At 65.2% G+C, this 13,608-nt stretch carries 13 protein-coding genes; 12 read left to right on the forward strand and 1 reads right to left on the reverse strand.

What is annotated here, in order from left to right:
- The first annotated feature begins 92 nt into the window (after window positions 1–92).
- From rpoZ to ACVIYL_RS30435, 12 genes are all read left to right on the forward strand, one after another.
- Window positions 93–485, forward strand: coding sequence for a DNA-directed RNA polymerase subunit omega (gene rpoZ, locus ACVIYL_RS30380; protein WP_016844003.1), 393 nt, complete (start codon window positions 93–95; stop codon window positions 483–485).
- Between the two features lie 210 nt (window positions 486–695).
- On the forward strand, window positions 696–2,987 hold the full coding sequence (locus ACVIYL_RS30385) for a RelA/SpoT family protein (protein ID WP_057020754.1): 2,292 nt from the start codon (window positions 696–698) through the stop codon (window positions 2,985–2,987).
- 101 nt (window positions 2,988–3,088) lie between these two features.
- Window positions 3,089–3,862: a pyridoxine 5'-phosphate synthase gene (locus ACVIYL_RS30390; protein WP_253608388.1), complete on the forward strand. Its 774-nt coding sequence runs from the start codon at window positions 3,089–3,091 to the stop codon at window positions 3,860–3,862.
- Window positions 3,859–4,275, forward strand: coding sequence for a holo-ACP synthase (acpS, locus tag ACVIYL_RS30395; protein ID WP_021078359.1), 417 nt, complete (start codon window positions 3,859–3,861; stop codon window positions 4,273–4,275). Before ACVIYL_RS30390 ends, acpS begins: the two co-directional genes overlap by 4 nt.
- Before the next feature lie 283 nt (window positions 4,276–4,558).
- The gene (lepB, locus tag ACVIYL_RS30400; RefSeq protein WP_028333840.1) at window positions 4,559–5,320 is read left to right on the forward strand and encodes a signal peptidase I; all 762 of its coding nucleotides are present in this window, start codon (window positions 4,559–4,561) and stop codon (window positions 5,318–5,320) included.
- Window positions 5,317–6,138: a ribonuclease III gene (gene rnc / locus ACVIYL_RS30405; RefSeq protein WP_057020752.1), complete on the forward strand. Its 822-nt coding sequence runs from the start codon at window positions 5,317–5,319 to the stop codon at window positions 6,136–6,138. The genes lepB and rnc overlap by 4 nt, the downstream gene beginning before the upstream one ends.
- Window positions 6,131–7,054 carry a GTPase Era gene (era, locus tag ACVIYL_RS30410; RefSeq protein WP_016844010.1) on the forward strand — a complete coding sequence of 308 codons (924 nt, stop codon included), beginning with the start codon at window positions 6,131–6,133 and terminating at the stop codon, window positions 7,052–7,054. Before rnc ends, era begins: the two co-directional genes overlap by 8 nt.
- A gap of 14 nt (window positions 7,055–7,068) precedes the next feature.
- Complete coding sequence (locus ACVIYL_RS30415) at window positions 7,069–7,449, forward strand: hypothetical protein (protein WP_253608389.1); 381 nt, start codon at window positions 7,069–7,071, stop codon at window positions 7,447–7,449.
- A gap of 138 nt (window positions 7,450–7,587) precedes the next feature.
- Window positions 7,588–8,337, forward strand: a complete 750-nt coding sequence (gene recO, locus ACVIYL_RS30420) for a DNA repair protein RecO (protein WP_456780439.1) — start codon at window positions 7,588–7,590, stop codon at window positions 8,335–8,337.
- 72 nt (window positions 8,338–8,409) lie between these two features.
- Window positions 8,410–10,665, forward strand: a complete 2,256-nt coding sequence (parC, locus tag ACVIYL_RS30425) for a DNA topoisomerase IV subunit A (RefSeq protein ID WP_253608391.1) — start codon at window positions 8,410–8,412, stop codon at window positions 10,663–10,665.
- A gap of 173 nt (window positions 10,666–10,838) precedes the next feature.
- Window positions 10,839–11,789 carry a cation diffusion facilitator family transporter gene (locus ACVIYL_RS30430; RefSeq protein WP_253608392.1) on the forward strand — a complete coding sequence of 317 codons (951 nt, stop codon included), beginning with the start codon at window positions 10,839–10,841 and terminating at the stop codon, window positions 11,787–11,789.
- Window positions 11,790–11,921: 132 nt separating this feature from the next.
- Window positions 11,922–12,749: an N-acyl homoserine lactonase family protein gene (locus tag ACVIYL_RS30435; RefSeq protein ID WP_456780440.1), complete on the forward strand. Its 828-nt coding sequence runs from the start codon at window positions 11,922–11,924 to the stop codon at window positions 12,747–12,749.
- Here ACVIYL_RS30435 and ACVIYL_RS30440 read toward each other — a convergent pair.
- Window positions 12,740–13,558: a helix-turn-helix domain-containing protein gene (locus ACVIYL_RS30440; RefSeq protein ID WP_456780441.1), complete on the reverse strand. Its 819-nt coding sequence runs from the start codon at window positions 13,556–13,558 to the stop codon at window positions 12,740–12,742. The two genes, ACVIYL_RS30435 and ACVIYL_RS30440, sit on opposite strands and share 10 nt — an antisense overlap.
- Window positions 13,559–13,608 lie beyond the last annotated feature (50 nt).

The following is a 13,608-nucleotide window of genomic DNA, read 5'->3' on the forward strand; positions in this document are numbered from 1 at the left end:
TCACAAATTTTACCTTGCGAAACCGGGGCTAGCCCTATAACTAACCCTCATAACCTACATGTTCGGTCCCTTTTACCACGGAGCGCCTCGAGATGGCTCGCGTCACCGTCGAAGATTGCATTGACAAGGTCGACAATCGTTTCGACCTCGTCCTGTTGGCCGCGCATCGCGCCCGGATGATCTCCTCGGGGTCGCAACTCACGGTTGATCGCGACAACGACAAGAATCCGGTCGTCTCGCTGCGCGAGATTGCCGATTCGACGATCTCGCCGGAAGACCTGAAAGAGGAACTCGTTCACTCCCTGCAGAAGTTCGTCGAGGTCGACGAGCCCGAGCCCGACACCGTGCCGCTGATCGGTTCCGCCGGTGCCAGCGTCGACGCCGACGACACCGAGGTCGCGGTCGAGCGGATGACCGAGGAAGAGCTGCTGAAGGGCCTCGAGGGTCTGGCGCCCCCGGAGGAGCAGCCCGAGGAAGACGAGTAAGCTTGCCGTCGTTTCGAACAGGTTTGCCGAAGGCCCGGACATTGCTCCGGGCCTTTGCTTTTGTTGACAATTTTGCTGTTACGGTGCGTCCTACGCGGACGCGGGAAATTGAATGGTTCCAGGGCCCGCGCGGGGTGCTGCTTCATTGGAAAGCGCACTAGATTGAGGAAAGGTGGGACGTTCCGGTCCCGCGCGAGAGGCAGCGAGTCCATGGCGTATCGACGCCGCAGTTCCATCCAGATGCAGGCTGCAACCGAAACGGTCGCGGTGGCGCCGACGTCGTCCACGGCGGAGAGGCCGGCCAAGCCGCGGACGCGAATGATGCGACAATATGACCTTGTCGAGCGCGTCCGCTCCTACAACCCCGACACCAACGAAGACCTGCTCAACCGCGCCTATGTCTACGCCATGAAGGCGCACGGCACGCAGACCCGTGCTTCCGGCGATCCCTATTTCTCGCATCCGCTCGAGGTCGCCGCGATCCTCACCAACCTCAAGCTCGACGACGCCACGATCGTGGCGGCGCTGCTGCACGACACGATCGAGGACACCGAGGCGACGCGGGCCGAGATCGACAATGTGTTCGGCCACGAGATTGGCGCGCTGGTCGAAGGCCTGACCAAGCTGAAGCGGCTGGAACTGGTGTCGCGCGAGGCCAAGCAGGCCGAGAATTTGCGCAAGCTGCTGCTTGCGATCGCCGACGACGTCCGCGTGCTGCTGATCAAGCTCGCCGACCGGCTGCACAACATGCGCACGCTGGAATTCGTGCCGCCGGCCTCGCGCCGCCGCATCGCCGAGGAGACGCTGGATATCTATGCGCCGCTGGCCGGTCGCATGGGTATGCACGAGATGCGCGAGGAACTCGAGGACCTGTCGTTCTTCGTGCTCGATCCAGAGGCCTATGCGGTGGTCAAGCAGCGGCTCGACTCGCTGGCCGAGCGCAACCGCAATTTGATCGGCGAGATCGAAACCCAGCTCTCCAAGAACCTGCAGAAGAACGGCATCACCGCGCGGGTGTTCGGCCGCCGCAAGCAGCCGTTTTCGATCTGGACCAAGATGGAGCGCAAGTCGGTCGGCTTCGAGCAGCTGTCCGATATCTACGGCTTCCGCATCATCCTCGACGATGTCGGCGCCTGCTACCGCGCGCTCGGCATCGTCCACACCACCTGGCCGGTGGTGCCGGGCCGCTTCAAGGACTACATCTCGACCCCGAAGCAGAACGACTACCGCTCGATCCACACCACGGTGATCGGGCCGGGCAAGCAGCGCGTCGAGCTGCAGATCCGCACCGAGGACATGAACCAGATCGCCGAGTTCGGTATCGCCGCGCATGCCTTCTACAAGGAGGGCGCGGGCTCGCCGCACGAGCGGCTGAAGCACGAGTCCAACGCCTTCGCCTGGCTGCGCCACACCATCGGCATCCTCTCGGAAAGCGCCAATCCGGAAGAATTCCTCGAGCACACCAAGCTCGAGCTGTTCCACGACCAGGTGTTCTGCTTCACGCCGAAAGGCAAGCTGATCGCGCTGCCGCGCAACGCCAACGTGATCGATTTCGCCTATGCCGTGCACACCGGCGTCGGCAACAGCGCGGTCGGCTGCAAGATCAACGGCAAGTTCGCGCCGCTGTCCTCCGAGCTGCAGAATGGCGACGAGGTCGAGGTGCTGACCTCGAAGGCACAGTCGGCGCCGCCGTCGGCCTGGGAAGCGCTCGCCCGCACCGGCAAGGCGCGCGCCGCGATCCGCCGTGCCACCCGCGACGCGGTGCGCGACCAATATGCCGGCCTCGGCCGCCGCATCGTCGACCGCCTGTTTGCCCGCGCCAAGATCGAATACGCCGACGACAAGCTGAAGGGCGCGTTGCCGCGGCTCGCGCGCGGCTCGATCGAGGACGTGATGGCCTCGGTCGGGCGCGGCGAGATCAAGGCCTCCGACGTCGCGCGCGCGATGTATCCCGATTACAAGGAAGAGCGGCTGGTGCGCTATGGCGCCAAGAAGGGTCTCGCCGCCAAGCTGAAGACGCAGAACCCGCCGCATCCGGCGCGCGCCACCTCGGTGATCCCGGTGCGCGGCATCAATTCCGACCTGCCGGTGAAGTTCGCGCCGAACGGCGGTGCGGTGCCGGGCGATCGGATCGTCGGCATCGTCACGCCGGGCGAGGGGATCACGATCTATCCGATCCAGTCGCCGGCGCTAAAGGATTTCGAGGAGGAGCCGGAGCGCTGGCTCGACGTGCGCTGGGATATCGACGAAACCATGCCGCAGCGCTTCCCGGCCCGCATCCTGGTCCACAATGTCAACGAGCCCGGCAGCCTCGCCCAGATCGCGACCGTGATCGCCGAGCACGACGGCAATATCGACAACATCCACATGTCGCGCCAATCGCCTGACTTCACGGAGCTGACCATCGATCTTGAGGTCTATGACCTCAAGCATCTCAGCGCTATCATCGCCCAGTTGCGCGCCAAGGCCGTCGTCGCTCGGGTCGAGCGCGTCAATGGGTAACGTCTCGTCGTTGCCGGGCTTGACCCGGCAACCCATCTTTCCAAAAGGATGGATGCGCGGGTCAAGCCCGCGCATGACGGGCTAGATTGCAGGTCAAAGAGATGTCCAAAACTCCGCCGCTGCGTCTCGGTATCAATGTTGATCACGTCGCCACCCTGCGCAACGCGCGGGGCGGAGCGCGGCCCGATCCGGTGCGGCTGGCGCTTGCCGCGATCGCGGCCGGCGCCGACGGCATCACCGCGCATTTGCGCGAGGATCGCCGCCACATCCGCGATGAGGACATGGCGCGGCTCAAGGCCGAGATCTCCAAGCCGCTGAATTTCGAGATGGCGGCGACCGACGATATGCTGCGGATCTCGCTCGCCACCAAGCCGCACGCGGTTTGCCTGGTGCCGGAACGGCGCCAGGAGCTCACCACCGAAGGCGGCCTCGACGTGGTCGGCCAGCACAACGCGCTGGCGCCGTTCATCGCGCGGCTGGGTGACGCCGGCATCCGCGTCTCGCTGTTCATTGCCGCCGATCCCAGGCAGATCGAGATGGCCGCGAAGCTGAAGGCGCCGGTGATCGAGATCCACACCGGCGGCTGGTGCGACGCCGTGGTCGACGGCCACCAGGACAAGGCGGAGGCCGAATGGAAGCGCATCGTTGCCGGCGCCAAGCTCGCGCAGGCGGCCGGGCTCGAGGTCCATGCCGGCCACGGGCTCGATTATGACACCGCGGAGACGATTTCCGCGCTGCCCGAAATCCGGGAGTTGAACATCGGTTATTTCATGATGGGCGAGGCACTGTTCGTCGGCATCGCCGGGACGGTGCGTGAGATGCGTGCGGCGATGGACCGCGGCCGCGCCAGGGCGCAGGGTGGCGTCAGCGCATGATCATCGGCATCGGCTCCGACCTGATCGACATCACCCGGGTGGCCAAGGTGATCGAGCGCCATGGCGAGCGCTTCCTCGACCGCATCTTCACCGATGCCGAGCGCGCTAAGGCGATGCGCCGTGCCAACAACGAGAAGATGGTGGTCGCAACCTACGCCAAGCGCTTTGCCGCCAAGGAAGCCTGCTCCAAGGCGCTCGGCACCGGTATCCGGCGCGGGGTGTGGTGGAAGGACATGGGCGTCGTGAACCTGCCTGGCGGGCGGCCGTCGATGCGGCTGACCGGCGGGGCGCTGGCCCGGCTGCAGGAACTGACGCCCGAGGGCATGCAGGCGCAGATCGACCTTTCGATCACCGACGATTGGCCGTTGGCCCAGGCCTTCGTCATAATTTCGGCGGTCGCCCCCGCCAGATGATCCCGCGGTGCCGGATTCTGCCGGAAAACTTCAGCAAACTAAAAAATCATTGATATTTCAATGAATTGCGAAGTTTTGAGGCGGCGATTGATTGCGCCCCTGCGAACAACCGTCTAAAACGCCGCAGGGTTATATCGAGCGAGACGCTGATTCCGGGTTTAGGCCGGAATTTGCCCTCAAGATCAGAATCAAGGCCATTTTCCTCACGCGAAGGCCGAACGCTTCGCGCGAAGAGAACGTTCTGCCACCGCGTGGACATCAGTCCACGGGAATTGAGAAAGCAATGAGCGTGACCACCGGGACCAAATCTGAAAGCGGCTTGGGCGAGACCATCCGCGTCGTCATCCATGCTCTTCTGATCGCGCTCGTCATCCGGACCTTCCTGTTCCAGCCGTTCAACATCCCCTCCGGGTCGATGAAGGCGACGCTCCTGGTCGGCGACTACCTGTTCGTCTCGAAATATTCCTATGGCTACAGCCACTATTCGATCCCGTTCTCGCCGAACATTTTCTCGGGCCGCATCTTCGGTTCGGAGCCGAACCGCGGCGACATCGTGGTGTTTCGCCTGCCGCGGGATGACTCCACCGACTACATCAAGCGCGTCATCGGGCTGCCCGGCGACCGCATCGAGGTGAAGAGCGGGCTGCTCTACATCAACGATGAGCCGATCAAGCGGGAGCGGCTGAGCGATTTCGTCGGCGAGGATCCCTGCGGCTCGGCGGATGCGACCGCCCGCGTCAAGCGCTGGAAGGAGACGCTGCCGAACGGCGTCAGCTATGAGACGCTGGACTGCACCGACAACAGCTACATGGACAACACCATCGTCTACACCGTTCCGCCCGGGCATTTCTTCATGATGGGCGACAACCGCGACAACTCCACCGACAGCCGCTTCCTGTCGCAGGTCGGCTACGTGCCGTTCGAGAACATCATCGGGCGAGCCCAGATGATCTTCTTCTCGATCGCCGAGGGCGAGCAGGCCTGGATGATCTGGCGCTGGCCGCTTGCCGTGCGGTGGAATCGCCTATTCTCTATCGTGCGATGAACGACGATACCGCATCCATCAACGATCCAGCGCCGACCGGCGAGCCGAGCCAGACGCCTGCCGCCGACGGCACAGCCGCGCCGAAGAAGCGGCGCAGCAAGGCGGCCAAGGCCGCTGAGGAGAAGGCCGCGATCGCGGGCACCGAGGCGCGGATCGGGTACACGTTCCAGGATCCTGCGCTGCTGACCACTGCGTTCACCCACGTGTCCGCGCTGAAGCCCGCCACCCGCAACCGCGCCGACAGCTACCAGCGGCTCGAGTTCCTCGGCGACCATGTGCTCGGGCTGATCGTATCGGACATGCTGTTCCGGTCGTTCCCCAAGGCCGACGAGGGCGAATTGTCGAAGCGGCTCGCCGACCTCGTGCGCAAGGAGAGCTGCGCCGACGTCGCCAAGGCGCTCGGGCTGCTCGAGGACATCAAGCTCGGCATGGTGAAGGCGGTCGAGGGCGCCCGGTTGCGCAAGTCCGTGCTCGGCGATATCTGCGAAGCGGTGATCGGGGCGATCTTTCTCGACGGCGGCTACGAGGCCGCGCGCCAGTTCGTCGAGCGCAACTGGACCGAACGGATGCACAAGCTGCGCCGGCCGCTGCGCGATCCCAAGACCGTGTTGCAGGAATGGGCACAGGGCAAGGGGCTGCCGACGCCGGTCTATCGCGAGGTCGAACGCACCGGCCCGCATCACGATCCACAATTCCGCGTTGCGGTCGACCTGCCGGGCCTGGCCTCCGCCGAGGGCCTCGGTGGCAACAAGCGCGCGGCCGAGAAGGCGGCGGCATCCGCGATGATCGAGCGCGAAGGCGTCGGCACCAATGACTGACGAGGCCAAAGGGCAAGGGGACGCGACGCGCTGTGGCTTCGTCGCGCTGATCGGTGCGCCCAATGTCGGCAAGTCGACGCTGGTCAACGCGCTGGTGGGCTCCAAGGTCACGATCGTCTCGCGCAAGGTGCAGACCACGCGCGCGCTGATCCGCGGCATCGTGATCGAAGGCAACGCGCAGATCATCCTTGTCGACACGCCCGGCATCTTCGCGCCGCGGCGCCGGCTTGACCGCGCCATGGTGTCGACCGCCTGGAGCGGCGCGCACGACGCCGATCTCGTCTGCGTGCTGCTCGATGCGAAGTCGGGCCTCGACGAAGAGGCCAACGCGATCCTGGCCAAGCTCGAAACCGTCGCCCATCCGAAGATCCTGGTGCTGAATAAGGTCGATCTCGTGCAGCGCGAGAAGCTGCTGGCGCTGGCGCAGGCCGCCAACGAGCGGATGCGCTTCGAGCACACCTTCATGATTTCGGCGCTATCCGGCGACGGCGTTGCCGATTTGCGCCAGACGCTCGCCAAGCTGGTGCCGGCGGGGCCGTTCCTCTATCCCGAGGACCAGATGTCGGATGCGCCGATGCGGCATCTGGCGGCCGAGATCACGCGCGAGAAGATCTACAGCCATCTGCATCAGGAACTGCCGTACCAGTCGACGGTCGAGACCGACAGCTGGACCGACCGCAAGGACAAGTCGATCCGCATCGAGCAGACGATTTTTGTTGAGCGCGAGAGCCAGCGCAAGATCGTGCTCGGCAAGGGCGGCGCCACCATCAAGTCGATCGGCGCGCAGGCGCGTGCCGAGATCGCCGAGATCATGGGCGTCCCCGTGCATCTGTTCCTGTTCGTCAAGGTGCGCGAGAACTGGGGTGACGATCCCGACCGCTACAAGGAAATGGGACTGGAATTCCCCAAGGAATAAGAGTCGACGCTTGCATGAACGTGCCCAGAAACGTGCTGTGGTTTGAGGTTCTGCTCTATCTGTCGCTGACGCTGGATGCGCTGTCGGTGGCGTTCCAGGACCGCACGCCGACCGTCCTGAAGACCGAGCAGGTGATCATGGGCGAGACCCTGACGGCCGGCTGCATGATCCTGCTCCTGATGTATTTCGTCCGGCTTGCCGCGCAGCACCGCAAGAACTGGCCGCGCTGGGCGCTGCTCGCGGTGCTTGTCTTGTCGTTGATGTCCCTGGTGCAGGTCATCAGCGCAAGGGGCATGGAGATCGACAGCGCCATCGAGGTGGTGTCGTGCATCCTGACCACGGCCGGGCTGTATTATTCCTTCACCGGCGACGCGCGAGGCTGGTTCAACGCGTAGCGGCACCCACCGTCATTCCGGGGCGATGCGAAGCATCGAACCCGGAATCTCGAGATTCCGGGTTCGCGTCTTCGACGCGCCCCGGAATGACGCGTCGGATAGCTGCGTTCGTCAGCAAAATGCTGCTAGACTCCGCACATGGAATGGACCGACGAAGGCATCGTGCTGGGTGTGCGGCGGCATGGCGAATCCTCCGCCATCGTCGAGCTGTTGACGCGCGAGCACGGCCGCCATCTCGGCCTGGTGCGCGGCGGCGCCAACTCGCGGATGCGGCCGCTGCTGCAGCCCGGCAACAGCGTCACCGCGGTATGGCGGGCGCGGCTCGACGAGCATCTCGGCATGTATGCGCTGGAAGGCACGCGACTGCGCGCTGCGACGCTGCTCGGCTCGTCGCATGCGGTCTATGGTGTCACGCATCTGGCGGCGCTGGCCCGGCTGCTGCCGGAGCGCGATCCGCACGAGGACATCTACGAGATGCTGCAGGGGACGCTCGACGATTTCGAGGACGCAGGCGTTGCCGCCGTGCACCTGATCCGGTTCGAGCTCGCGATGCTGACCGAGCTCGGCTTCGGGCTCGACCTGGAAAACTGCGCAGCCACCGGGGAGACCACCGACCTGATCTACGTGTCGCCGAAATCCGGCGGCGCGGTGTCGCGCGCCGCCGGCGAGCCATGGCGCGACCGGCTGTTGCCGCTGCCGGCGTTCCTGCGCGAAGGCGAGGGCGGCGCCAACAGCTGGTCGGACCAGGACCTGCTCGACGGCTTCCAGATCACCGGCCTGTTCTTGCTCCGCCACGTGCTGGAGCCCCGCGGCCAGGGCCATTCCGACGCCCGCGACGGATTTATCAACGCCGTGACGAGGCGACGGGGCCGGAGCGCGGTTCCGTAAGGCCGATTCGGGCCTTAAATTCCCGCTGATTCGCGGCTTGCCCGATTCAGCGTCAAGGTTTAACGCCTCCCCATGGGAAAACGACAGATACCGCCGGAAGAGCCGGCCGAAATTCACGAGGTGCCGCTGCGTGATGCGCTCGAGGAGCGCTATCTCGCCTATGCGCTCTCGACCATCATGCACCGCGCGCTGCCGGACGCCCGCGACGGGTTGAAGCCGGTGCATCGGCGCATCCTCTACGGCATGGACCTGCTCGGGCTCGACCCGCGCGCCGCGTTCAAGAAGTCGGCCAAGATCGTCGGCGACGTGATGGGCTCGTTCCATCCGCATGGCGACCAGGCGATCTATGACGCCATGGTGCGCCTGGCGCAGGATTTCTCCTCGCGCTACCCGCTGGTCGACGGCCAGGGCAATTTCGGCAATATCGACGGCGACAACCCGGCCGCCTACCGCTACACCGAAGCGCGCATGACCGAGGTCGCGCGCCTCTTGCTCGAAGGCATCGACGAGGACGGCGTCGAGTTTCGTCTCAACTATGACGGCCAGTCGAAAGAGCCGGTGGTGCTGCCGGGCGGCTTCCCGAACCTGCTCGCCAACGGCGCGCAGGGCATCGCGGTCGGCATGGCGACCTCGATCCCGCCGCACAACGCCGCCGAACTCTGCGACGCCGCGCTGCATCTGATCGAGAAGCCCGACGCCAAGTCGAAGGCGCTGCTGAAATGGGTCAAGGGCCCGGACTTCCCGACCGGCGGCATCGTCGTTGATTCGAAGGAAGCGATCGTCGAGGCCTACACCACGGGGCGCGGCTCGTTCCGCACCCGTTCGCGTTGGATCCAGGAGGAGGGCGCCCGCGGCACCTGGGTGGTCGTCGTCACCGAGATTCCGTGGCTGGTGCAGAAGTCGCGGATCGTCGAGAAGATCGCCGAACTCATCAACGAGAAGAAGCTGCCGCTGGTCGCCGACGTCCGTGACGAGTCGGCCGAGGACGTCCGGCTCGTGATCGAGCCGAAATCGCGCACCGTCGATCCGGCACTGATGATGGAGTCGCTGTTCCGGCTGACCGAGCTGGAAAGCAAGATCTCGCTGAACCTCAACGTGCTGATCAAGGGCCGCATCCCCAAGGTGGTCGGCCTTGCCGAGTGCCTGCGTGAATGGCTCGACCACCTGCGCGACGTGCTGGTCCGCCGGACCAAATTCCGCAAGACCCAGATCGAGCACCGCCTGGAAGTGCTGGGCGGCCACCTCGTCGCCTATCTGAACCTCGACAAGGTGATCAAGATCATCCGGACCGAGGACGAGCCGAAGCCGGTCTTGATGAAGACCTTCAAGCTCACGGAGATCCAGGCCGATGCCATCCTCAACATGCGCCTGCGCAATCTGCGCCGCCTGGAGGAGATGGAGATCCGCACCGAGGACAAAGATCTTCGCAAGGAGCTGAAGGGCATCGAGGGCCTGCTCGGTTCCGAGACGGAGCAATGGGCCAAGGTCAGCGATCAGGTGCGCAAGGTCCGCGATATCTTCGGGCCGAAGACGCCGCTCGGCAAGCGCCGCACCACCTTCGCCGATGCGCCCGAGCATGACCTCGCCGCGATCGAGGAAGCGCTGGTCGAGCGCGAGCCGTGCACCGTCGTGATCTCAGAGAAGGGCTGGGTGCGGACGCTGAAGGGCCATGTCGAGGATCTCTCGGGGCTTGCCTTCAAGACCGACGACAAGCTCGAGCACTCGTTCTTTGCCGAGACCACCTCGAAGCTGTTGCTGTTTGCGACCAACGGCAAGTTCTACTCGCTCGACGTGGCAAAGCTGCCGGGCGGCCGCGGCCATGGCGAGCCGATCCGCATGTTCATCGACCTCGAGCAGGACGCCGCGATCATCTCGCTGTTCGTCAACAAGGGCGAACGCAAGTTCCTGATCGCGAGCAGCGAGGGGCAGGGTTTTGTCGTCAAGGAAGAGGACTGCGTCGGCAACACCCGCAAGGGCAAGCAGGTGCTCAACGTCGAGATGCCGAACGAGGCCCGCGCGATCACGACTGTGAGCGGCGACACCGTTGCGGTGATCGGCACCAACCACAAGATGGTGCTGTTCGGCCTCGACCAGGTGCCGGAGATGGCGCGCGGCCGCGGCGTGCGCCTGCAGAAATACACCAGCGCGTCGCTGTCTGACGTTGCGGTGTTCGACGCCAAGGCCGGCCTGAGCTGGAAGGATTCCGCCGGCCGCGAGCACAGCATGACCATGAAGGAACTGGCCGACTGGCGCGGCAACCGCGCCGACGCCGGCCGGCTCGCCCACGGCCTGCCGAAGTCGAACAAGTTCAATCGCGGCGTGGAGTAACGGTGTTGTAGCCCGGATGAAGCGAAGCGAAATCCGGGAGCTCGCGCCGGATCACCAGTGATCCCGGATTGCGCTGCGCTCCATCCGGGCTACGGGGGCTCAGTGCGCGGTGTGATAGTATCCACATTTCACCGCGCTATAACCGTCGCCGACGACATCGGGCGACGGTTGCCATGGCGCACAATCACGACCACGACCACAGCGGTCATTCTCACGGACATGCCGGGCATTCCCATGCCGGGCACAGCCACGCGCCCGACAGTTTCGGCACGGCCTTTGCGGTCGGCGCGTCGCTGAACACCGCTTTCGTCGTCGCGGAGCTGATCTTCGGCTATTCCGCCAACTCGTTGGCGCTGGTCTCCGACGCGGTTCACAATCTCTCCGACGTCATCGCGCTGCTGTTGGCCTGGGGCGGGGCATGGCTCGCCGGCAGGCGACCGACCGATACTCACACCTATGGCTACCGTCGCGCCTCGATCCTGGCGGCGCTGTTCAATGCCGGGCTGCTCCTGATCGCGGTCGGCGGCATCGCGGTCGAGGCGATCAACCGCTTGCGCGAGCCGGCCGAGGTCGCAAGCTGGACCGTGGTCTGGGTCGCGGCGCTCGGCATCCTGATCAATGGCGGCACCGCGCTGCTGTTCATGCGCGGCCGCGACAGCGACCTCAACGTCCGCGGCGCCTATCTGCACATGGCGGCGGATGCCGGCGTCTCGCTCGGCGTCGTGATCGCCGCGCTCTTGATCATGGCGACCGGTTGGCAGTGGCTGGATCCGGCGATCAGCCTGGTCATCGCGGTGGTGGTGCTGCTGAGCGGCTGGGAGCTTGCCCGCGACAGCGTCAACCTCGCGCTCGACGCGGTGCCGAAGGGGATCGATCTCAAGCAGGTGAGGGACTACCTCGCCGCGCTCGAGGGCGTCACCGAGGTGCACGACCTGCACATCTGGGCGATGAGCACCAGCGAGACCGCGCTGACCGCGCATCTGGTGCGGCCCGGCGGACACGATGATGTCTTCCTGCATCACGTCTGCGCCGAGCTCTCGGAGCGCTTCAGCATCCACCACGCGACGCTGCAGGTCGAGATCAGCAGCGAGACCTGCCGGCTGGCGCCGGCGGAGATGGTCTAGCCTAGGCAGCCGCGATCCACTCGCATTCAATTGATCGATCGACCCATGTCCACGTCTTCCACGGGCGGCGACGACACGGCACATTGCGACCGCACGCGTTCAAATCACCGGCGCGATCAAACGGGGGGCGACATGAAGAAGGCAATCGGTCTTGCGATGCTGCTCTGGACTGTGGGCGCGCTGCCGCATGCGGACGCCGAGCCGGCGAAATCGGGCGTCGAGAAGCTCTACATCCTCAACTGCGGCGAAGGCGTTGCCGGCGACATTTCACGCTGGTCGCCCGGCGTCAATGAAGGCAAGTCGATGGACTTCGTGGACAATTGCTACCTGATCAAGCATGCCCAGGGCTGGTTCCTGTGGGACACCGGGATTCCCGACGCGGTGGCGGCAATGCCGAACGGCCTTGCGCCGGCCGACCCCAAGGCGGTCACCTGGCGGCGGCCGAAGACGCTCGCCGCGCAGCTCGACCAGCTCGGCGTCAAGCCGTCGGACATCAAGGCGATCGCCGTGTCGCACACCCATCCCGATCACATCGGCAATGTCGAGCTGTTCCCGGCCGCGATGCTGTATGTGCAGAAGGCGGAATATGAATGGCCGGGCGCCAACAACGCGCCGCGCTTCAAGCCCGAGCATCCAGTGACGAAGCTCGAAGGCGACCGCGACGTGTTCGGCGACGGCAGCGTCACCATCCTGTCGACGCCGGGCCATACGCCCGGCCACCAGTCGCTGCTGGTGAAGCTGCCGAAGACCGGCGCGATCGTGCTGACCGGCGATGCCGTTCACTTCAGGGATAATTGGGACAATCGGCGCGCGCCGAGCATGAACGCCAGCAAGGAGCAGACGCTGGCCTCGATGCAGAAGATCGCCGACACGCTGACGAAAGAGAAGGCGCAGCTCTGGATCAACCACGACAAGGCGCAGCGCGACGGGCTGAAAATGTCGCCGGAGTTCTACGACTGAGCCGCCTTGGCGGCGTTCGCTTTCGACCAGTTTCGAAAAATCAGCGCGGTCTGATCGTCCATCGGAAAGAAGCTTTCGATGCGCAGCTCCTGCAGCGTGACGTCCTGCGGCGTCCCCAGCGTCGCGATCGTGGTGAACAATTGCAGGCTGACGTCGCCCTTGCGGAATAGCATCGGCAGCACCGGTCCGGATGCGGGCCCGGTCGGCGCGGCCAACGCGGCCTCGACACCGTCATAGGCCAGCAGGCGCTTGAGCAAATCCGCCGTCGCGGTGGTGCCGTCGGCGGCGGCATCGGCCTCGACGCTGCGGACGAAGTAGCCGGCCACCTCGGTCCAGTTGGTGAGATAGGGGCGCAATACGCCGGGCGCGACCAGCGCGTCGGCGAGGTTGACCGCCGTGCCTGGCGCCAGCGGCCCGACCAGGAATTCCACCAGTTGGCTTGCGCCTGCATTGGCGAGCAGCAGATTCCAGTGCCGGTCGACCACGACCGCCGGGAAGGGCTCCTGCTGTGCCAGGATGAAATCGAGCGCGTAGCGGATCTGGGCGAGCTCCGGCGCGGCGAGGTCGGTTTGCCGCCAGACCGGCGCGAAGCCGGCTGCGACCAAGAGTGCGTTCTGCTGGCGCAACGGCACGTCGAGCGCCGCGGCAAGCCGGATCACCATGTCGCGGCTCGGAGCGGCGCGGCCGAGCTCGAGGAAGCTGAGATGGCGCTGGGAGATATCCGCGCGCCCGGCGAGCTCGAGTTGCGAGTGGCCCTTGCGCTGCCGCCACCAGCGCAGGCTGGCCGAAAAATCGCGCTGCTGCGACATGAATACCTGTGAAGTAGTTGCCGGAATGATCTCGCCGGGCAAGATGCCAC

The organism is Bradyrhizobium sp. USDA 3315 (assembly GCF_054056795.1).